Genomic DNA, 20247 nt, shown 5'->3' with positions numbered 1-20247 from the left:
GATGCCGTTCTCTTTTCTAGCGCTGAACTTTCACGCCAAGATAGACACTGTCGGCTCTATATTCGCGGTCGGAGATGCGGCTCGTCAGGAATTCGTGACGCAGGCGCGCATCCAGTCCGACGAACCGATTGATCCAGTAGGTTGCACCAATCTGCGCGCCAAGGGTGTAGTCGGTGCCGGTCCCGTCCTTGTTCTGCCGGATATTCGCGTCCAGCCTGCCATTGAGGCTAAGGTCGGAACGTATGCGGCGGCTCACCTCCAGGCTTGCGAAATGCAGAAGCGACCCGGCAATACCCGGCGTGGTGGAAGTATCGACCGTACTCTGGGCATAAAGGCGCACATCGGTTCCGCGCAGCGGTGACCAGTTGAGCGCAGCATTGACAGACGGACCGCTAACGTCGCCGAGACGGGAATCATCGCTGTTGGCGCGCATGTATCCGGCAGCGAACTCGCCGCTCAGCTTTTCGCCCATATCGAGCATCAGGCCACCGCGCAGTGCGAACTGCGATCCGCTGCGTTCATAGCCGTTGCTGTCCACTTTCTCGTCGAAGACGCGCTTGCCCAATTCGACTTCCGCGAAGGGTTTGATCGCCGGCGACAGGCTGAAGCCGCCGCGCAGCGTAATGCTGGTATAGGTGTTATCGCGGTCCTTCTGGCTGACAGTGCCGCCGGACGACAGTTCGGCGTCGCCATAGATATTGTGCTCTACCCGCCCGGTGGCGCTGCCGAAGAGCAGGCCCATATCGCGTTCGATGCCGAGACTTCCGTTGAGGGTATGAACCAGCGGGCGTTGCAGCGCGCCGACCACCCCATTCGGGCTGGACGCGCTTTCACGGCGCAACTGATAACCGGCACCGGTATTGACCGTCGTCTGGTCGCCGAGATCGAGCCGAAGCTTACCCTGAATATCAACGCGCGGTTCGGAAACATCTTCTCCCGAAATGGATTTGGACCAGGTGCCTGATGCGTCGAGCGTTGCCTGATGGCGTGCCCAGTCCGACTGCGCATTGAGCCGCAATGTTGTTTCGTTGAGAACGGCGCTGGAACCGGCAGCGCTATTGTCACCGTTGGTGGTAGCCCGGATACCCTGTTCGAGCGAGGGTCGCAGGACAAACGAACCGGTGCGAATGCCGAGCGGTGCGAACGGATCAGCGTCCTGTGTAGAACCGCGCCCCTGCTCCGGCAACTGCCGCAGATTTTCGCGCTGTGCCCGCCCCGTTTCCTCGCCCGCTTCGGTATCGACCGAACCGACACGCATGTTGTCGGGTGGAATGGGCTGGCGGTCCTGTGGCACGGGAACCGTTGGAACGGTTTGGATTGTAGTGGCCGGGTCTGCCGCCGTGGTGTTTTCAGGCGGGGGGTAACTGTCGTTGTCGGTCGTCTCGCCAGAGCCGTCATCATATCCCGGCGCGGCAAGTCCGCGATTTGCCAATGTCTCCGGCGAAGAGGCCGAAAGCACGTCCTCGGCAACGCTTCCGCGCAGATAGGCTTCCTGGGCAAATGCAGAACCATGACAAATTGCCAGCGCGACGCCCGACAAAAACAGGCATCGCAGCCTGCGGGCAATGGGCGTCGAACCGCCAGATGGGGCCTTGGCAAAAAGCATGTCGTGTTTTCAAACCGTCGCAACGTGGTGGATGAACGGTAAAGGCACATGGTTAATTCTTGGTTGCTGCGGCCCGCATCACGACGGTTCCGGCCACACAAATGTTTGGACAAGCGCCTGCGAAGAAGCTAACCCTTGCGGCCATGGAAAAGCTCGATCAGATCACCCCTCCGGCAAACGCAGAAGCGGCCATCGCGTCAGCGTTGCGCACCATAAAAACCGAAAATGCGGGTCTCTCCGCGCTGGAAGACGCGCTGAACAATGGCCTTTCCGCCCCATTCGTCGAAGCGGTGAAGCTGATCGTCGCTTCGCGCGGACGCCTGGTCGTGACCGGCGTCGGCAAAAGCGGCCATATCGGTTCCAAGCTTGCGGCCACCTTTGCCTCCACCGGCACCTCTGCATTTTTCGTGCATTCGGCAGAAGCCAATCACGGTGATCTCGGCATGATCGGCCGCGATGATGTCATTCTGGCCATCTCATGGTCTGGCGAAACGGCGGAACTGAAGGGCATCGTCAATTATTCGCAGCGCTTCCGTATTCCGCTGATCGCGATCACTGCAGGCGAGAATTCGGCCCTCGGCCGCGCGGCGGATGTCGTGTTGCTGCTGCCGAAGACTGCCGAGGCCTGCCCGCATGGTCTGGCGCCCACGACCTCGACCATGATGCAGCTCGCCATCGGCGACGCGCTGGCAATTGCGCTGCTGGAAGCGCGCGGCTTTACCCCGAGCGACTTCAAGACTTTTCATCCCGGCGGCTCCCTGGGCGCAAGTCTGATCCATATCCGCGATATCATGCATCGCGGCGAGCGCCTGCCGTTGGTAAAGATGGGCACCTCCATGCCCGATGCGATGAAGGTACTAGCCCAGAAGAGCTTTGGCTGCGTCGTGGTTGTGGATGATGGCGGCGATCTGGCCGGCATTGTTACGGATGGCGATATCTCGCGCAATCTGAGTCGCAACCTTGCTGCGTTGTCGGTCGATGAAATCATGACGCGCAAGCCGAAAACGGTTGACCAGAACATGCTGGCGACCGCAGCCCTCAATACGATCAACGAAAATCACATCGGTGCGCTGATCGTCGTCGAGGCCGGTCGCCCGATCGGGCTCGTGCATTTCCACGATCTGCTGCGCATAGGCGCAGCCTGACAAGGCGTTCAAGCCGTTTATTTTCGCGCCAATGCTTTACGCAATCCGGCCATCGAAACGATAGCCGGATTGCGTGAAGGTCGATTTGCGAGCCTCATAGAGGCTCATTTTGGGGAGCTACCTGCATTCGTCGCCCGGTCAGCAAGCCGACGGGGCGACGATGATTCCGAGATCAGGGACGGCCTGCGGGGGTAACGTCCTCGATCTTCTCATCGCCCTGGATCGACACTTTCACCATGTCCTTCCCGTCTATATCCATCTTCATGAGATCAACAGAACGGATCTGGCTGTTGTCGTAAGTGCGGAAGAAGTAGCGCTTGCTCTTCAAATCGCTGGCGCCTGTCCAGATCGTATAGTCAGCCATTACATTGCCGTTCGCATCCTTTTCGCCGTCTCGCGACGAGCCCTTAGGAATGTCGAACTGGTTGAGAATCTTGAAGACCTGAAGGACGGCGTCCTGTTCAGTCTTTGGCTGGAATACCGATTGTGAGAATGCAACCGCGCGAACGAAGCGCGATGGCGGCGTGAAATCGCCCGGCAAGCCAAGCATGCCCGAGCCCTGACCCGTCGGGACAATTTCAACCGAGCCGAGCTTGATCGAAGGCTTTCCCGTCATGGAAAAATTCGTGTACTGGCGCAGATTGTTCATATGGAAATCGAAGCCCGGTGTATTCGTGATAACGCCGAGGGGATTGTCATAGACATTCAGCTTGCCGCCGACATATTCAACGACAATGCTTTTTCCCGTCGCATCATGCACGATGTAATGTGCTTCCGGGGCAAAGCCCCATTGGGAGAATACCGAGGACGCTACCACGATATTCCCGATATTTTCCTTCACTTCATCGACGGTAGCAAAATTTCCGAGGACATATGACACGAATTCCCATTGGGAGATTGTTCGGTCCGAAACCTCAGCCGTATAGGGCATATAACCTGCGGAAGTGGGGAAATAGAACATTCCCGCACCCAGTCCCTTTTCGTTCAGGCCATCGAACAGGTCGGGCAGGCCCGCGCCATTCATGCCCACAGATGCGTATTTGGCAGTCCATTTCAGGCCGCCCTTGCCGTCAGGGGTGGTGCCGGTGCGCGAAAAGCCGCGCGGCACCATCATGATTTTTGACTTGAGGTCGAGGCCGAATTCGAGGGTTCGTGCGTAAACGACACTGCCGTCTGCCGCGATCAACCTGATGCCGGTGCACGCCTGAGCTGCCGGAATTACATTTCCCAGCATCAAGGCGCAGGCTGCGGCGATGGACGTAAACTTTTTAAAAGGCTCGCCTTTGCATCATTTGTACTAGTCCTCATTGTATGTGGATAAGACGTTGTGGGTGTCCGGTTGGTCGTCTGTGCCGAACCTCGGCTGTCCTGTTGCCCGCGGTGACACGATCCCTCATTGGAGCGAAAGCGCTTCGCCCGGTTGGGTGTCCTTGAATTTCATCTCATAACAAAACAAGCAATTGTATCAGTTAGAAGAAGTTTTCACGGCGGGACGTCTCATTTTATTCTTCATTTTATCTCACGAATGTGCTTTAACGTGCCTGCGCTTGCATAAATAAGTGCCCGCTATTTGTAGTTTTAGCGGTCATGCGTGCGAACGAAGGCTTTGCTCTCATCCCGCGCCGGGAATGAGCGTCGGCTGGCGTTACGGTCTGTTATCGGTGTCTTGGCGGCGCATTGCATGATGGCAGGGGCAATGAGTAACGAAACCTTTATTTCAACCGCTATGGTGGAAGTCGAAGCGCGCAATGATTTCTGGCGCGAGGCCACTCGGCCCGTATTCGACACCATGCCCCTTTCGCCAGACAGCAAGGAACCGCTGGAGGGAGCGATAAGTTCTCGTCCGCTGGGTTCGATTGCAATCGGAACGGTATCGTTCAACGGCCAGCGATATATCCGCGATCACCGCACTATCGTGCACAGCGATCTGGATTATTATCTTATCCAGCTCTTTACATCGGGAAAGATGAACGGCGATTTCAACGGTCTCGGCGTGCGCGCCGACGTTGGCGATATCTGCTTTCTCGACCTTTCGAAAGCCTTCAAGAGCGAGGTCGATGCGGGCTCCAGGATTTCGCTTGCAGTCTCCCGGCGCGATCTTGAAAAGGTGATCGGGCCGCGCAGCCTCCATGGGGTCGTCCTGCGTGGGGATCAGCCAATGACCCGGCTGATCGCAACCTACCTCAAGGGGATACGGTCTCTTGAACGCTCCCTTTCGCCGGTGGAGGCTCTGGCATCGGAGGAAGCACTGATCGCGCTTTTGGCGGGAGCCGTGAAAGGGGATGCGCTGGAGTCCCTGGAAGATTACCCTTCCATGAGCATAGCTCTTCGTCAGAGGGTCCTGGCCTTCATCGATCAGAATATTGGTGAGCAGGAGCTGTCTCCTGAGCTTATTCAGCAAAAGCTCAGGGTTTCGCGCTCCCATCTTTATCGTGCATTCGCAGAGGATGGCGGCGTGGCGAAGATCATTCGCGACCGGCGACTGGATGAAGCATTCAAGCAACTGACCAAGCCGTCCAAGCAGTCCCGTTCGGTCCGCCAGATTGCGTATAGTTTAGGGTTTTCGAGCGGTAACCAACTGCTGCGCGGCTTTCGTGCGCGTTTCGACATGACGCCGAAAGAAGCGCAGATCGAACGCGAACGTCTCCAGTTCGAAAGGCAGGCGAACAACGATCTCCACGGTTATTTCACGGAGATACTTAATCGCACCGTCAAGTCGTAGTGCATTGCGACCGGCGGATACACGCCGGTGCCGTCTTACTCGGCAACTTCGATTTCCAGCGACAGCGGATCGAAGGCAATCACGCGGACTTCAGTGCCGGCTGGCAGGTCGGGTCCTTTCACACGCCACATCGTATCGTTGATACGGATACGTCCACGCCCGTTGATGATGGGTTCCGTCAATGTGGCGCGCCGGCCGACCAGCTGCTCCCCGCGACGATTGAGGAAGGCCTCGTCGGCATCGGTGCTGCGCGAGCCGAACAACCGGCGCCCCGCCAGCACGAAGATGACAGCCAGAACAAGAAACACGACGGTCTGAAACTGCCAGCCGAATGCCGCCGTTGAAGACAGGAGAAAGGCGAGGCCGCCTGTCACGAGAGCCGCAAGCCCGAACCAGATGAAGAAAAAACCGGGCGCCAGAATTTCCAGAATGAGCAGGACCAGCCCGAAGACGAGCCAGTTCCATATGCCGAGACCGGATAGAAACTCAATAATCATGGCGCCCTCTTTCCTGGTTTCAGCGCGTTGCTGGCGGAACGCTGCGTGGGCGGGACGGGGCTGGCGGCTGCGGTGTCGGATCGACCGGCCGGTTGCCATCGCCAAAGACTTCCCTGGCAATTGCGCCAATGCCGCCAAGCGAACCGATGAGAGAGCTTGCCTCAAGCGGCATCAACACGACCTTCTGGTTCTTGGCGCTCGCGATATTGCTCAGGGCTTCGGTGTATTTTTGCGCGACGAAGTAATTGAGCGCCTGCACATTGCCATTGGAGACAGCTTCGGAAACCATGGTCGTGGCTTTCGCCTCGGCCTCGGCAAGACGCTCGCGTGCCTCCGCCTCGCGCTTGGCCGCTTCCAGCTTGCCTTCTGCTTCGAGAATCTGCGACTGCTTCTGGCCTTCGGCGCGCAGAATCTGCGCGTTGCGGTCGCCTTCCGCTTCCAGAACCTGCGCGCGCTTGTCGCGCTCGGCCTTCATCTGGCGGGCCATTGAGGTAACTATGTCTGCGGGCGGGTTGATATCCTTGATTTCCACGCGGGTCATCTTGATGCCCCACGGATGGGCGGCCTCGTCGACGACACGCAGCAGGCGGTCATTGATCGCATCGCGGTTGGAAAGAAGCTCGTCGAGGTCCATCGAACCCATGACGGTACGAATGTTCGTCATGGTCAGGTTGAGGATTGCATATTGGAGGTTGGCGACCTGATAGGCCGCCTGAGCCGCATTCAGCACCTGATAGAATGCCACGCCGTCGACGCCGACGATGGCATTGTCGCGGGTGATTACTTCCTGCGTCGGGACATCCAGCACCTGCTCCATCATGTTGAGGCGGGCGCCGATGCGGTCGAAAAACGGCACGATCAGATTGAGGCCGGGATTGAGGGTGCGCGTGTAGCGGCCGAACCGCTCGACGGTATAATTAAAACCCTGCGGCACGGTCTTGATGCCGGCAAACAGTGTCGCCAGAACCAGCGCGGCCAGAATGAGTAACGTGATATCGAAACCGGTCATTGTTTTTCCTTAAGGCAATAGGGCAGTAGGGCAATAAGGCAGTAGGTGGAATCTAGCACAGATCAGAACATACTGCCTTACTGCCCTATTGCCTTACTCCCTTCAATCTAGACCCAACCCTGCAACTCGCGACGTACCAGCGTCTCGATGACTTTCATGCCGTCCTCGCCGTCATTGAGACAAGGAATGTGGCTGAAATTCTCGCCGCCATTTTCAAGAAATTCTTCGGCTGCTTCGTTGCCGATCTCATCCACCGTTTCCAGGCAGTCGGCAACGAACCCCGGATTGAGAACGGCCATCGACTTCACCCCGTGCTTGGCCAATTCCTCCACCGTTTCGTCCGTATAGGGCTGGAGCCATTCTTCAGGCCCGAAACGCGACTGGAAGGTGGAACGAAACTGGCTATCATCCAGACCCAGCCGCGCCTGCAGCAGGCGTGATGTTTCAAGGCATTGCTGGCGGTAGGGATCGCCCTTGTCCGAATAGCTTTTCGGAATGCCGTGATAGGAAGCCAGGATCACTTCCGGCTTGAAGGAAAGCGTTTCCAGATGTTTCTCGATGGAACGTGCCAGCGCCTCGATATAGACCGGTTCCGCTTCATAGGATGGCACGATGCGCACCGCCGGCTGGAAGCGCTTCTTCATCAGCGCTTCGAAGAACTTGTCGTTCACCGTCGCGGTGGTCGTCGCCGAATATTGCGGGTAGAGCGGGAACATGACGATCCGCTCGCAACCCTGCTCCAGAAGACGGTCGGTGACGCTTTCAATGGACGGCTGGCCGTAACGCATCGCCCAATCAACCACCACATTGGGATATTCAGCGAGCGCCCTGGCAAGTTTCTCACCCTGTGCGCGGGTGTAGGTCCGCAAGGGAGATTCGTTCTTCTCGCGATTCCAGATGCGGTCGTAAAGCCTGCCAGACCGTTTCGGGCGGGTGTTGAGAACGATGCCGTAAAGGATCGGGTACCAGATCAGGCGCGGCCATTCGATGACGCGGCGATCCGAGAGAAACTCGGCCAGATAGCGGCGCATCGGGCCATAACTCGTGCCATCCGGCGTGCCGAGATTGACCAGCAGAACACCAACTTTCGGCAGCTTTCCCTGCGCCTCCGGTCTGGTTGTCTGGTTGGGCTTCTCCTGCACTTTGTCCATCTCACTCATCGTCCGACTCCTGTTCAGCCGGAAAACTAGAGAAAAAAAAGACAAATTACAATCCTGACAATTGCCGCTGGCGAAATTCTATCGGCGCGGGTGTTGCCCGCGCCGTCAATATTCGAGATTTACGCGAAATATCCGCTGCTTAACCGGCTGCCCGACGCGTGAGGGAGAAGCGCGAGCCCGACGAGGACGTGCAGTTCAGCTGCGTCGGCGAGACGAGAGCGCAGTTTACCTTCGACGAGGTGCCGCGCACGATGGAGCGCATGTCGATTTCGACAAGCTGTGGTGACTGGTAACGATAGTTGCCTTCGGCAAGCTTTTCGTTCGTGTCGGTGGCGCGGGTCTCGAAAATGCCGCCATTGAAGGACGAAACGATGCCGTTGGGATCGACCCAGCTCCCTTCGATGCCAGCCGGCGCGCGGGAGACGACCGGGACATTGCCGCCGACCGGCCCAGTCGTTTCGCACGCTGCCAACGCCAGCGACATGACTGCAAGAGGGGCAATGATGCGGAAGCGTTTCATATCCATGCTCTCCATTAGAGCATTCCGAGCCAGAACCATAGCTTAGCTGGCATCTGAAATGCGTAACCAGATATTTTGAGCGGTATCAACGATACCGTGCTGATGGGAACCGCTCGGGATGATTAGTTTGATGTATGGAAACTTGCACGAAAACAAGTCCTCATTGCGAGGAATAGCTGCTGGGCCTGTCGATTTGTTAGCAATGATGCAAGATCGCCGCGCTGGGCAAAGGGTGCGCCGGGTCCTTCCGCTTCGCGATTACGATCCCAAAACGAGCATGACGGATATCGCCAGCATGACGGTTGCGATGACCGACGACGTTGCAAGCATGCGGTGGAGATAGCGCCCGGCCGCATTATTGCTCCTGAACGAGGCCTTGGACGCAAGGGATTTCGCTATCTGATAAAGGACGAGATAGACGACAATCGAGATCAGTCCGATTGTCCATCCAAGCCGTACCATATGGGCAGGATGACCCGGCACGCCCAGAATCCAGGGCAGAACGAGCAGCCCGCAGAGCAGAGCCACCAGATCGGGAAACCGGCTTGCAATCAGCCTCGTCATGTTGCGGGCAGAGAAGGACAGACGCATATCCTCATGGAATGGCCCGGTCGAAACCGGGCCGGTTCAATCAACGCACCAGAATATTGCGGAACTGCCATGGGTCCTTGGTATCGAGATCTTCCTTGAACAGGTGGCCGCGTCCTTCCAGCGGCGTCCAGTCGGTGTAATAACCCTTCACGGGCCCCAGATACTGCATCTGGACTTCAAGGCAGCGGCGGTAATCCATTTCGTCCGTCTCGACGATCCCGCTCTGCGGATTTTCCAGTGCCCAGACCATACCGGCAAGAACGGCGGAGGAAACCTGCAGGCCGGTTGCGTTCTGATAGGGCGCAAGCTTGCGCGCCTCCTCGACCGTCAGTTGCGAGCCATACCAATAGGCATTCTTATCGTGGCCATAAAGCAGCACGCCGAGCTCATCGCTGCCATCGAGAATTTCATGCTCTTCCAGAACGTGCTGCACCGGCTGCGCTTTGCCGCCCGCACCGAACATTTCGTCAAGCGCCAGAATGGCGTCGTTGCTGGGGTGATACGCGTAATGGCAGGTCAGGCGGAAGTCGAGCTTGCCCTTCTTGTCGCGCAGCGTGAAAAAATCGGCGATGGAAATTGCTTCATTATGGGTGACCAGCAGGCCATATTGCGCGCCGAGCGTCGGGCACCAGGTGCGGATGCGGGTATTGCCGCCGGGCTGCTCGAGGAAAATCGCGGCCTTGTTGCCCTTCTTCTGCTTGCGGGCGTTCTTGGGCATCCATTTTTCGTGGCTACCCCAGCCGAGTTCCGCCGGTTGCAGGCCTTCGGCAATAAAGCCCTCGACGGACCACGTGTTCCAGAAAGTGTTGAAGGGCTTGGGCTCCTTGGCGCGCTGGGTGTCGCGTTCCGCGATATGGATGCCCTTAACGCCAGCCTTCTTCATCAGTTTCGCCCAGCCGTGACGGTCATCCGCCGCCGGTTCGGTGAAATCGAGCTTCAGATCGGTCGCAAGCTCGACCAGTGCTTTCTTGACAAACCAGGAGACCATGCCCGGATTGGCGCCGCAGCAGGAAACCGCGGTCGTTCCCCCGGGGTTCTTGCGCTTTTCAGCGCGGACTGTTTCGCGCAGCGCGTAATTGGTGCGCGAGGCATTGTCGGCTTTTTCATCGAAATAAAAGCCGAGCCAGGGTTCCACCACCGTATCGATATAAAGCGCGCCATGCTCGCGGGCATAACGCATCAGATCGAGCGATCCGGTATCGACCGAAAGATTGACGACGAAGGGCTGGCCCTCCGTTCCCTTCAGAAGGGGACCGAGAACCTTCTTGTAATTTTCCTTGGTGATCGCTTCCTTGAGGTACCGGATGCCCTTGTCGTCGAGGATCTTGCGGTTGGCTTCGCTCGGATCGATCACGACCATGCGGGATTTGTCGAATTTGAAATGACGTTCAATCAGCGGCAGGGTACCGCGCCCGATCGACCCAAAGCCGATCATGATGACAGGGCCAGTTATCTCGCCATAGACTTGCCATTTCGCTTTCGCCATTTTCTTCCTCTCAGATGCCGCAGAATTGCGGTCAGGTTATCACCCGCTTTAGCTGATGTGCCGGAACGATAACACAACTTCATAGAAAGAAAGAAACGTCACAAGGCTATGACATCAATACATGTTTAATGGATATTAGGATTTCAGAGGTCGACAAGCTTTGCGCGGATCATGCCGCGCAACGAATTGCCGACAAGAATGTTGCGCGCGTTTTTCAGCGTCTCGACGGTCACGATACCTTCTTCAACGACGTTGTCGTTCAGCAATTCACGTCGCAATACCCCGTCGAGCAGGCCGCATGAAAGCGCGGGCGTCATGCAGGCTGCGCCGCCGATATCGAGAAATATCGACGTGATCGTGCCTTCGCAGACCTCGCCCCGATCATTGAGCAGGATGACTTCGTCAATCTCTGCGGGCGAATATTCCTCGCGAGCCGCGATATAGGCCTGCCGCCGGGTCGTCTTGTGGCGCAACAGGGGATCGTTGTGATTGAGATGCGTGCGGGCTATCGCAACCCGCCATATCGTCTGGGACGGCAACGGTTCGTAGGGAGCGCTCGAGACAGTGGCGACACCATCCGGAGCGAGCGTCAGCCGCAGTTTCAAGGCCTGTTCGCCAGCCCCGGCTTCCGCGACCTTCTGCCGAATGGCTTCCATATTGCAGGCAAAGCCGAGTTCACGGGCGGAATTCTCAAGGCGCGCCATGTGCAGATCGAAGCGCAGAATGCCGGAGAGCGGTTCCGAGCGCATCGTTTCGATCAGTTGATAATCGGGTTCCATCGTCACGGCTTGCGCCCCTTGTGGCTCGACAGTGCCGCGAACCGTGCTTTCAGAAGACATTCCTCGTACTCCGCTTGCGCCGTGGAATCGAAGACCACACCGCCCCCGACATTGAAGATCGCACGATTTTCATCCAGAAGCGAGATCGTACGAATGGCAACGTTAAAACGCATACGTCCGCCCGGCTCGATCCAGCCGAGCGATCCGCAATAGATGTCGCGCGGCCCGGTCTCCAGTTTACGCAGGATTTCCATGGCGCTGATCTTGGGCGCGCCGGTGATCGACCCGCACGGGAAGAGGGCGGCAAACAGCGAGCGCAGCGGCAGGTTCTCTTTCAGACGGGCGCGCACGCGGCTGATCATCTGATGGACGGTGGGATAGGTTTCGACGCGGAAAAGTTCCGGCACGTCGAGCGAGCCTACTTCACTTACGAGCGAAATGTCGTTGCGAAGAAGATCGACGATCATGCGGTTTTCAGCCTGGTTCTTGGGATCGTTCAGCAGGAACTGGCGGTTCCGCTCGTCCTCTTCAGGCGTAGCACCACGCGGCATGGTGCCCTTCATCGGATGGGTCTCGATCCCTCCCTCCCCATCGACCTCGAAGAAAAGTTCCGGCGAGCGCGACAGGATGATCGGTCCGCCCAGATCGCAATAGGTCGCGTAGCGAACCGGCTGACGCTTCGCAAGCATGTTGAACAGGACCAGCGGATCGCCGCCCCATTCCGCGTGGATGGGAAAGGTGAGGTTGCCCTGATAGCAATCGCCTTCACGTAAATGCTGATGCAAGCGCTTGAAACGCGGCGCATAGTCTGCGAACGACCATTGCGCGACCGGATTGCGCAGGAAGGTGGACGGGGAGGCGGCATTGTCTTCGCTGCGACCGTGCATCCGTTCATCGGATGGGCCGTCGAATACGCCGAAGCAGAGAAGCGGCGCCTTGGGTCCTTCGGGCAGAAGCGGCTTGAGCTTGGGTTCGAGAAGATAGCCCGCTTCATAGGAAAGATAGCCCGCAAGCCATCTTCCGGCCTCGTGCGCTTCTTGCATTGCATCCCATGCAGGCTCGAATTCATCCGGCGTGTCGGCACGGATGATCGATGAAGGGGCCGCGAAAAGCACGTCGCGGCCCGCCTTGTCGTCCCGAAAGAGAATGAGCGGTTTGTTACCCGTTCGGGTCACTGTCGCCTCAGTCTTCCATGGCTTCAAGCTCGTCGATAATGCCTTCGATCACCGACAGGCCCTTGCTCCAGAAATCGGGATCGCTCGCATCAAGGCCGAATGGCGCCAGCAATTCCTTGTGGTGCTTGGTGCCGCCAGCCTTCAGCATGTCGAAATACTTCTGCTGGAAGCCCTTTTCCGAGTTCTGGTAAACCGCATAAAGCGAGTTCACCAGGCAGTCACCGAAAGCATAGGCATAGACATAGAACGGCGAGTGGATGAAATGCGGGATATAGGTCCAGAAGGTCTCGTAACCCGGATTGAGATTGACGGCATCGCCAAGGCTTTCGCGCTGCACATCCATCCAGATTTCGCCGATGCGCTCAGCCGTCAGCTCGCCTTCGCGCCGCTCGGTGTGGACGCGACGTTCGAACTGGTAGAAAGCGATCTGGCGCACGACCGTGTTGATCATGTCTTCGGCCTTCTGGGCCAGCATGGCCTTGCGTTCACGCTTGTCCTGTGTAGCGGCCAGAAGCGAGCGGAAAGTCAGCATTTCGCCGAACACGGATGCGGTTTCAGCGAGCGTCAGCGGCGTTGAAGCCATCAAAGCACCCTGGCTGCCCGCCAGAACCTGATGCACGCCGTGGCCCAATTCGTGCGCCAGCGTCATCACATCGCGCGGCTTGCCCATATAGTTGAGCAGCACATAGGGATGCGCCGACGGAACCGTCGGATGCGCGAATGCGCCCGGAGCCTTGCCGGGGCGGACCGGCGCGTCGATCCAGTTCTTGTCGAAGAATTTCTTCGCGATCTCGGCCATTTCCGGCGCGAAGTTGCCATAGGCGGAAAGCACTGTTTCGCGTGCATCGTCCCATGGGATCAGGGCCTGCGGCGTTTCCGGCAATGGTGCGTTGCGATCCCAGTTCTCAAGCCTTTCAAGGCCGAGCCATTTTGCTTTCAGGGCGTAATAGCGGTGCGAAAGACGCGGATAGGCGTCTTCCACCGCCTTTGCCAGCGCATCCACAACGTCGCGTTCCACGCGGTTGGCAAGGTGGCGGCTGTCGGCGATGTCCTGAAAACCGCGCCAGCGATCGGAGATTTCCTTGTCCTTGGCCAGCGTGTTGGTGATCAGCGTGAATGTGCGCAGATTGGCTGCGAAAGTCTTTGCCAGCGCTTCCGATGCCTTCCTGCGCACAGCGCCATCGGCGTCCTGAAGCATGTTCAGGGTCGGCTCGATGCTGAGTTCCTTGCCGTCGATTTCAAACCGAAGTCCCGACATGGTTTCATCGAACAGCCGGTTCCAGGCGCTATAGCCCGTGATCGATTTTTCGTGGAAGAGCTGCTCCAGCTTGTCGTCGAGCTGGTAAGGCTTGTCCAGGCGCAGATCGGTCAGCCATGGGCGGTAATGACCGATTGCCGCATTGTCGTTCATAGCCTTTTCGAGAACGGCATCATCGATGCGGTTCAGTTCGAGGCCGAAGAAAATGAGATGCGTGCTGGCGTCGGTCAGCTTTTGCTGCGTGTCGCCGAAAAGCTTCATGCGCTTCGGGTCTGTGGTGTCGCCGTAATAATAGAGGCCGGCGAAAGAGCCGATACGGCCCATCAGCTCGTCCAGAGCCTCGAATTCCTTGATTGCATCGGCAAAGTTACCGCCATTTGGCTTGGCCGCTTCGTCTCCGAGCTTGCCTTTCCAGCGCTCCTCGAAGGCCGCTGCATCCTTCATGGCTTTTTCAATATCGTTTTTCAGTTCCGGGCTGTCGGCAGACGGATAAAGATCGCCCAGATTCCATTCCGGCAGGTTGCCGAGATCAGCCTTTTCGGCCGCAGCCGCATCGCCGGCAGGCGCATGCGAAGCATTGTTGAAGAAAACGGATTCTGAAAAACGGGTCATGAACATTCTCCAAGAGCATTTCCAGAAAAAGTGCGAAGCGGCTTTTCGTCGGATAATGCGTACAAACAAAGAGAGAGCGCGGCTCCACGATCCGGCGCTGACTGGAGCCGCTCTGTCAGGCTCCTTCTCGCACGTCTTGTCAGGATCGCCAAGAGGTGGGAAAAGGGCTTCGATCATTTGTGATGGCCCGCCCCGATCAGGCCGCTCGACAGGCAGATGGTTGAAGCTGGGAGTGGATTCAGGATACAAATTTTGTGAAATGGGACACCGAGGCACATTTTAGTACCTTGCATTCGCTGAAGGCTTGGCACCAAATAACGCGCCTAGAATATGAGACATTTAAACTGTTTAAGTATTTCGGGCGCGGGAACTCCATAGGTAATGATAACGGTTAATGGCCACGCGCATTCTCATAGCGGATGACGATCCGATCCAACGACGCAATCTGGAAGCGGTAGTCATGCGCATGGGCTATCGGACCATCCTGGCAGATGGCGGGGCCAGCGCACTCAGCTTCGTCAGCCAGCGCAAGGACATTGTGCTGATGCTGCTCGATCTTTCCATGCCGGATATGGATGGCCTGACCGTTTTGCGGCGCATGCGTGAAGCCGGAAACAGCGTGCCGGTGATAGTTCTCGTCCAGAACGATGATCTCCAGCCGGTTCTCCAGGCCATGAAAATGGGTGCGGTCGACTTCGTGACCAAGCCGGTCGCCTTCGAGCGCGTTCAGGTTTCCGTTTCCAATGTGTTGAAGATCGATGCGCTGACGCAGGAAATCCGCCGCGCGCGTTCCTCTCTGAAGGCTCATCTGACGCTTTCCGACATGGCGATCAAGAGCCCCGAGATGGAGCGGGTCGGGATTCTGGCGCGTCGGGCTTCGGCGCTGGATGCGCCGCTTCTGATTGAGGGAGAACCCGGCAGCGGCAAGGAGACGCTGGCGCGCGCCATTTGCAGCGGCAGTGTCCGCTGGCGCGGCCCTTTCGTGACCGTCGATTGCCGCACCCTGACGGTGGATAATGCCGACGAGGTTTTTTTCGGCGTTTCGACAGCACGGCGCGACCGTCGCGATGGCGATGCCCTGCGCAGCCTCGGAAAGCTTGCGGAAGCCGATGGCGGCACGCTTTTCCTTGACGAAGTCGGTGCGCTGCCGCGCCACACGCAGATCAAGCTTTTTGCGGCAATGCAATCGGGCCAGTTCGAAAGCGGCGGCGAGCGCACGCTTTCCAATGCACGCATCATGGCGTCGAACAGCCGTCCGCTGGCCGATCTCGTCGATATGGGACGTTTTCATGCCGGGCTTTATCATCTGCTCGGCTCCTTTGCGGTAGCCATGCCGCCCCTGCGCAATCGTCCGGAAGATATTCCGATCCTGCTGCATCAGTTCATGATGCGCTTTGTCAGCGAAGAGCGCATGGGGCATATCACTGGCATCACCACCCACGCGCTGGAAAAGCTGAAGGCCTATCATTGGCCCGGCAATGTGCGGGAACTGAAAAATGCCGTTTACCGTGCGGTGATCCTCTGCGACACTGGCGAGCTGACAGCGGGTGATTTCGCGCAGATAGGTGCGGGCAGCGAGTCCATGAGGCCTGCACAGCAATCCGCCCGGTTCAACCTTGTCGATCAGGATCCAGGCGTGACTTCGGCCGGTCTGTTCAGTGGAATAGACGGAGCGGGCGAGGTTCGCACGCTTGCCGCAGCCGAGGAGGAAATGATCCGGTTCGCCATCGCTCATTATGACGGACAAATCAGTGAAGTGGCCCGGCGTCTGGGTATCGGAAGAACCACGCTTTACCGGAAGCTGAAGGAATATGGCATCGATGTGGCGTCGATTTCCGGCAAGGGATCAGGCGCCGAGGAAGAGGCCGGTATCACCCCTTTCAACCGCGTTGCGGGCTGATCGATCCGGCCTAACATATTGAATTTCAGTCATTTATAATAAACATACTGTCGGTCCTCGCAGGTACTGTTGCGAATTAAAGACTGTTAATAATTTTTTAACCATGGCGAAAATAGATGCACGTGTGTGGCTTTTTTGCCATGGTGTTTCCTCATTTGTTGTTCACTAAGCGTCCATTAACCATTAAATCCGACAATCGGAGTTCAAGCGGAACTGGGACGCAGGCTTTTTGTGGCACCACAAAGAAAGCCCCGAGGGAAGCCTGGAGAATGCCTCTGGGGGCGGAAAACGGTAAGGCGATACGATTCGATGAACAGCATATCGACCATTAAAGCGCGCTTTGCGAAGGTTTGGACCGGAATAAAGGCCACGATGAAGGTATCTGTGTCCGCTCCGTCTGCCCTTGCCGTCGCTGCGGTTGTCCTGGCGCTGTCTCCTTCGCAGGCATCGGCTGAAACCCGCTCTCTCAAGCTTTATTACGTTCATACCGGTGAAAAGGCCGAAATCGTCTTCAAGAGAAATGGTCGCTTCGATGCGCAGGGCTTGAAGAAGCTGAATGTTTTCCTGCGGGACTGGCGCCGTAACGAGCCGACCAAGATGGACCCGCGCCTGTTCGACCTGATCTGGCAGGTTTATCGCTCCACCGGTTCGAGCCAGTATATCACCGTCGTCTCCGCTTATCGTTCGCCGGCAACCAACGCCATGCTGCGTTCGCGTTCCGCCAACACCGGCGTTGCCAAGAAGAGCCAGCACATGCTTGGCCGCGCGATGGACTTCTACATTCCCGGCGTTCCCCTGGCCAAGCTGCGCGGCATCGGCATGCGCTACCAGATCGGCGGCGTCGGCTATTATCCGCGCTCCGGTTCGCCTTTCGTCCATATGGATGTCGGCAATGTCCGCTCCTGGCCGCGCATGAGCCGCCGCGAACTGCTCGCGCTGTTCCCGGATGGCAAAACCGCTCACCTTCCCGCCGATGGCAAGCCATTGCCGGGTTATGAGCAGGCACTGGCCATGATCGAAAGGCGCAAGGCTGGTGGCGGCGAGGTCATGGTGGCCAGCAATACATCCCCACGCCGCAGCAAGAGCCTGTTCGGTGCGCTGTTTGGTGGTGGTGCCGACGAAGAAGAAGAAAGCGGCGGTGAGGTGAGTGCTCCACCGGCATCCGCACGTCCTGCCCGCGCAGTGCCTGCGCGTCAGGCTCCGGCGGTTCCGGAAGAGCCGGTCCAGCAGCCGCGTGAAACGATGATTGCCGCCTTGCCCGCCCGTGAGGCTCCGGTGCCGATGCAGGCGCCGCGTCCCGAAGCCGGGCTCGATGCCCAGGCGCAGGCCGCAGCCGAAGTTCCGGTGGCCGCGCTCAATGTTCCGATACCGGCTCGCAAGCCGGCGATGGCGCCGCAAGATGCCGTGGCGCTTGCCGCAGCCGAACCGGCCGCCGATGCTGCTGCCGCGGCCCGCGCCGCCGTGGATGCGAACACGGTTCAGGTTGCCGATGCCGGGACGCCTTCACCGCTGATGAACGGTTTTGTGCCGGTGCCGTCGGCCCGTCCGCAGCTTGAGACGGATAATATGCAGCTTGCCGCCGCGGTGATCCCGTCAGCACGTCCGATGCGCCCGGGCGAAAAACCTGCCGCAAGCGGCCAGGATGCGATTGCCGCGCTGGTCAACAGCGAGCAGAACGAACCGACACAAGTCGCCGATACTGGCAATGTGGCAGTGCCGCAGCCGGGCGAAACGGCAGCTTTCCCGCTGCCGAAGGAAGCGCCGCGCGCCAATACGCAGCTTGCCCTGCTTTCCAAGAAGGATGAGATCGGTGAGCTGATCGCACCGCCTTCCGACGATTATTATGACAGCAAGCCGGTTGTAGACGCCGCACCGAAGCAGGCGCCGGCAGCTGTGCAGACGGCTTCTGTGGCCCGGACCGCGTCAGCCAAGGCGACTGCTACGGCTTCCGCCGCTGTCCAGAAGAAGGTCGCAGCGATTGGCAAGGCAGCCGAGACGGGCGTTCGCGCCACAGCAAAGGGCGGACGCTATATCGCCAAGGCCCAATCCACGCCGCGTGTGGTGGTTCAGCCTGCCGTAATGCCGACTTCGGAAGTTGCCCTCTCGGCGGAATCCGTTTCCAGCGCCGTGCCCGTGACAAACCCGGTCCTCCGCAACGATGCGCTGCGGTCCGCACCGGCCATGGTCTACACGGCAGGTTTCCAGCGCGGCAATCTGCCGACCGAACGCGCCAATCAGTTCAGCGGCAACGCCGTTACCTTCCTGACGGTGGCCAAGTTCACGGAAACCAACTGATCGTCGGTCGGATCGAAGCAAGGCAAAATAAAAGGGGCCCCGGAGGCCCCTTTTTATTTTCCCGTTTGGGCTCGCTCAGCCTTTCAGGCCAGCCGCTTCGCTCGCAAGCCGGGTAATCGCATCCCAGTCACCTGCCTCGACGAGTTCCTTCGGTGCAACCCACGAGCCGCCGACGCAGACAACGTTCGGCAGTGACAGGTAATTTTTTGCATTGGCAAGGCTGATGCCGCCTGTCGGGCAGAAGACGGTTCCGGCGAGGGGCGAGGACAACGCCTTCAGGAACGATGCGCCGCCAGCCTGTTCAGCCGGGAAGAATTTCAGATGGGTGTAGCCTTCCTCGCGCAGCGCCAGCATCTCGCTCGGCGTGATGGCTGCGGGCAGCAGCGGCACGTCGCTGTCATTGGCGGCTGCAACGATATATTTGGTCGCGCCGGGGCTGACGATGAAGCGCGAACCCGCCTTCGCCGCATCCTCATATTGCTTGGCGTTGAGGATAGTGCCAGCGCCGACGATTGCTTCCGGCACGTCCGTCGCCACCGCACGGATGGCGTCAAGCGCCGCAGCCGTGCGCAAGGTGATCTCGATAGCGGGCAATCCACCCTTGGCAAGCGCCCGTGCCAGCGGAACAGCATGTTCTACCCTGTCGATCAACAAAACCGGAATGACCGGCTGGCCTGTCATGATGGGAACGAGAAGGTCGGTTTTCTGGGACATCGGCTTGCTCGGCTGTTTGAGTGGATAAATCGATTTAAATCCCTGTCGGCGGTTTGTCCACCACCGAAAGTTACTGGTTCATGCGGCTCTTTTAAGCGTGTCGAGCTGCTTTTGCCAGCGCTGATAGGCTTCGGCCATCCGCTTATCATATTCGTTGCGGGCAAAGGCAGGGCCATTATAGCGTCGGGCGAATTCGCGCCAGTTGCGGGCCTTCAACACTTCAAGAAGCTCCGCCTTTTCGATAAAGCGCAGCATCAGCCGCGCTTGCCCGGCAACCGACCCGCGTGCCTCTGCCACAAGGTCGTCAACGGTCATGTAGCCAAGCCATTCCCAATGTGCGCCCATGACCTGTCCCAGCCCCCAGGAGGTGGATTCAAGCGCTGCCTTCTTGTTCAGGCCCATCGCCCGTTCAAGCAGAAGCCAGCGTTCGCCCTGCGATTTGGGATTGCGTATCCGGCCTGCAATGGGCGCCGACAGGCCGTTGCTCCTTGCGTATTCGCGCAAGCGTCCGGAAAGCCTGCGGTCGAAATAATGTCCCTCGAACCGGATGGCGGGTTCCTTGCCGCCATTGATGTTGTGAAGCGCACGACCGCCGCTTTCCACTTCCGCGATCGCCAGCAAGGCCGCCGGTTCGATTTTCGCCTCGTTCGCCATCATTGTCAGGTCTGCAATCGTCTGGCTGTCGAACATCTATTGCTCCTCGAAAAATTGATCTGCGAGGCCGATTTTGGGGCGACTTCGACGCACGAGGATAAAGTTGACTTGAATTCGCCGTTTG

The 20247-nt window shown here is 58.4% G+C and carries 17 protein-coding genes; 4 read left to right on the top strand and 13 right to left on the bottom strand.

Features of this window, described 5'->3' with window-relative positions; genetic code table 11:
* Positions 1-16: 16 nt before the first annotated feature.
* On the bottom strand, positions 17-1606 hold the full coding sequence (locus tag OINT_RS18740) for an outer membrane beta-barrel protein (protein ID WP_006469479.1): 1590 nt from the start codon (positions 1604-1606) through the stop codon (positions 17-19).
* A gap of 143 nt (positions 1607-1749) precedes the next feature.
* Here OINT_RS18740 and OINT_RS18735 point away from each other — a divergent pair, with 143 nt between their 5' ends.
* On the top strand, positions 1750-2751 hold the full coding sequence (locus tag OINT_RS18735) for a KpsF/GutQ family sugar-phosphate isomerase (protein ID WP_006473354.1): 1002 nt from the start codon (positions 1750-1752) through the stop codon (positions 2749-2751).
* A 172-nt stretch (positions 2752-2923) separates the two neighbouring features.
* On the opposite strand, the gene OINT_RS18730 is transcribed toward OINT_RS18735, so the two are convergent.
* Positions 2924-3985: a linear amide C-N hydrolase gene (locus OINT_RS18730; protein ID WP_006473353.1), complete on the bottom strand. Its 1062-nt coding sequence runs from the start codon at positions 3983-3985 to the stop codon at positions 2924-2926.
* A 462-nt stretch (positions 3986-4447) separates the two neighbouring features.
* Between OINT_RS18730 and OINT_RS18725 the strand changes: the two genes are divergently transcribed.
* Complete coding sequence (locus OINT_RS18725) at positions 4448-5473, top strand: AraC-like ligand-binding domain-containing protein (protein WP_036566128.1); 1026 nt, start codon at positions 4448-4450, stop codon at positions 5471-5473.
* Between the two features lie 35 nt (positions 5474-5508).
* Here the strand turns inward: OINT_RS18725 and OINT_RS18720 are convergent, their stop codons facing one another.
* The 9 genes from OINT_RS18720 to OINT_RS18680 all read right to left on the bottom strand — a co-directional run bounded on the left by OINT_RS18720 (position 5509) and on the right by OINT_RS18680 (position 14560).
* Complete coding sequence (locus tag OINT_RS18720; RefSeq protein ID WP_006469475.1) at positions 5509-5970, bottom strand: NfeD family protein; 462 nt, start codon at positions 5968-5970, stop codon at positions 5509-5511.
* 19 nt (positions 5971-5989) lie between these two features.
* Positions 5990-6979 (bottom strand): SPFH domain-containing protein, encoded by a 990-nt coding sequence (locus OINT_RS18715; protein WP_006469474.1) that lies wholly within the window; start codon positions 6977-6979, stop codon positions 5990-5992.
* Positions 6980-7086: 107 nt separating this feature from the next.
* Positions 7087-8139, bottom strand: a complete 1053-nt coding sequence (hemH, locus tag OINT_RS18710) for a ferrochelatase (protein ID WP_022570098.1) — start codon at positions 8137-8139, stop codon at positions 7087-7089.
* A 139-nt stretch (positions 8140-8278) separates the two neighbouring features.
* On the bottom strand, positions 8279-8659 hold the full coding sequence (gene omp10, locus OINT_RS18705; RefSeq protein WP_006473350.1) for an outer membrane lipoprotein Omp10: 381 nt from the start codon (positions 8657-8659) through the stop codon (positions 8279-8281).
* Positions 8660-8917: 258 nt separating this feature from the next.
* Complete coding sequence (locus OINT_RS18700; RefSeq protein ID WP_006469471.1) at positions 8918-9250, bottom strand: hypothetical protein; 333 nt, start codon at positions 9248-9250, stop codon at positions 8918-8920.
* A 40-nt stretch (positions 9251-9290) separates the two neighbouring features.
* Complete coding sequence (locus OINT_RS18695) at positions 9291-10736, bottom strand: homospermidine synthase (protein ID WP_006469470.1); 1446 nt, start codon at positions 10734-10736, stop codon at positions 9291-9293.
* Positions 10737-10879: 143 nt separating this feature from the next.
* The gene (locus OINT_RS18690) at positions 10880-11575 is read right to left on the bottom strand and encodes an aminotransferase class IV family protein (RefSeq protein WP_006469469.1); all 696 of its coding nucleotides are present in this window, start codon (positions 11573-11575) and stop codon (positions 10880-10882) included.
* The gene (locus OINT_RS18685; RefSeq protein ID WP_039853374.1) at positions 11518-12690 is read right to left on the bottom strand and encodes an aminodeoxychorismate synthase component I; all 1173 of its coding nucleotides are present in this window, start codon (positions 12688-12690) and stop codon (positions 11518-11520) included. The genes OINT_RS18690 and OINT_RS18685 overlap by 58 nt, the downstream gene beginning before the upstream one ends.
* A gap of 7 nt (positions 12691-12697) precedes the next feature.
* Positions 12698-14560, bottom strand: a complete 1863-nt coding sequence (locus OINT_RS18680; protein ID WP_006472903.1) for a M3 family oligoendopeptidase — start codon at positions 14558-14560, stop codon at positions 12698-12700.
* 394 nt (positions 14561-14954) lie between these two features.
* Here OINT_RS18680 and OINT_RS18675 point away from each other — a divergent pair, with 394 nt between their 5' ends.
* Both OINT_RS18675 and OINT_RS18670 read left to right on the top strand, forming a co-directional pair.
* Positions 14955-16460, top strand: a complete 1506-nt coding sequence (locus OINT_RS18675; protein WP_006469466.1) for a sigma-54-dependent transcriptional regulator — start codon at positions 14955-14957, stop codon at positions 16458-16460.
* A 309-nt stretch (positions 16461-16769) separates the two neighbouring features.
* A complete protein-coding gene (locus tag OINT_RS18670) occupies positions 16770-18755 on the top strand; it encodes a DUF882 domain-containing protein (protein WP_036565808.1) in 1986 nt (661 codons plus the stop codon).
* Positions 18756-18830: 75 nt separating this feature from the next.
* Here OINT_RS18670 and OINT_RS18665 read toward each other — a convergent pair whose 3' ends face one another.
* Positions 18831-19469: a 2-dehydro-3-deoxy-phosphogluconate aldolase gene (locus OINT_RS18665; RefSeq protein WP_006469464.1), complete on the bottom strand. Its 639-nt coding sequence runs from the start codon at positions 19467-19469 to the stop codon at positions 18831-18833.
* A 78-nt stretch (positions 19470-19547) separates the two neighbouring features.
* Positions 19548-20159 (bottom strand): N-acetylmuramidase family protein, encoded by a 612-nt coding sequence (locus OINT_RS18660; RefSeq protein ID WP_006469463.1) that lies wholly within the window; start codon positions 20157-20159, stop codon positions 19548-19550.
* Positions 20160-20247 lie beyond the last annotated feature (88 nt).

Source organism: Brucella intermedia LMG 3301, assembly GCF_000182645.1.
Taxonomy (GTDB): Bacteria; Pseudomonadota; Alphaproteobacteria; order Rhizobiales; family Rhizobiaceae; genus Brucella; species Brucella intermedia.
This window is presented reverse-complemented; position numbering and strand designations above follow the sequence as displayed.

Coding starts and splice junctions, on each gene's coding strand:
- OINT_RS18720 (WP_006469475.1), bottom strand. CDS start 5,970: ATGATTATTGAGTTTCTATCCGGTCTCGGCATATGGAACTGGCTCGTC.
- OINT_RS18670 (WP_036565808.1), top strand. CDS start 16,770: ATGAACAGCATATCGACCATTAAAGCGCGCTTTGCGAAGGTTTGGACC.
- OINT_RS18735 (WP_006473354.1), top strand. CDS start 1,750: ATGGAAAAGCTCGATCAGATCACCCCTCCGGCAAACGCAGAAGCGGCC.
- OINT_RS18690 (WP_006469469.1), bottom strand. CDS start 11,575: ATGTCTTCTGAAAGCACGGTTCGCGGCACTGTCGAGCCACAAGGGGCG.
- omp10 (WP_006473350.1), bottom strand. CDS start 8,659: ATGAAACGCTTCCGCATCATTGCCCCTCTTGCAGTCATGTCGCTGGCG.
- OINT_RS18660 (WP_006469463.1), bottom strand. CDS start 20,159: ATGTTCGACAGCCAGACGATTGCAGACCTGACAATGATGGCGAACGAG.
- OINT_RS18730 (WP_006473353.1), bottom strand. CDS start 3,985: ATGCTGGGAAATGTAATTCCGGCAGCTCAGGCGTGCACCGGCATCAGG.
- OINT_RS18715 (WP_006469474.1), bottom strand. CDS start 6,979: ATGACCGGTTTCGATATCACGTTACTCATTCTGGCCGCGCTGGTTCTG.
- OINT_RS18665 (WP_006469464.1), bottom strand. CDS start 19,469: ATGTCCCAGAAAACCGACCTTCTCGTTCCCATCATGACAGGCCAGCCG.
- OINT_RS18740 (WP_006469479.1), bottom strand. CDS start 1,606: ATGCTTTTTGCCAAGGCCCCATCTGGCGGTTCGACGCCCATTGCCCGC.
- OINT_RS18700 (WP_006469471.1), bottom strand. CDS start 9,250: ATGCGTCTGTCCTTCTCTGCCCGCAACATGACGAGGCTGATTGCAAGC.
- OINT_RS18725 (WP_036566128.1), top strand. CDS start 4,448: ATGAGTAACGAAACCTTTATTTCAACCGCTATGGTGGAAGTCGAAGCG.
- OINT_RS18680 (WP_006472903.1), bottom strand. CDS start 14,560: ATGACCCGTTTTTCAGAATCCGTTTTCTTCAACAATGCTTCGCATGCG.
- OINT_RS18675 (WP_006469466.1), top strand. CDS start 14,955: ATGGCCACGCGCATTCTCATAGCGGATGACGATCCGATCCAACGACGC.
- OINT_RS18695 (WP_006469470.1), bottom strand. CDS start 10,736: ATGGCGAAAGCGAAATGGCAAGTCTATGGCGAGATAACTGGCCCTGTC.
- hemH (WP_022570098.1), bottom strand. CDS start 8,139: ATGAGTGAGATGGACAAAGTGCAGGAGAAGCCCAACCAGACAACCAGA.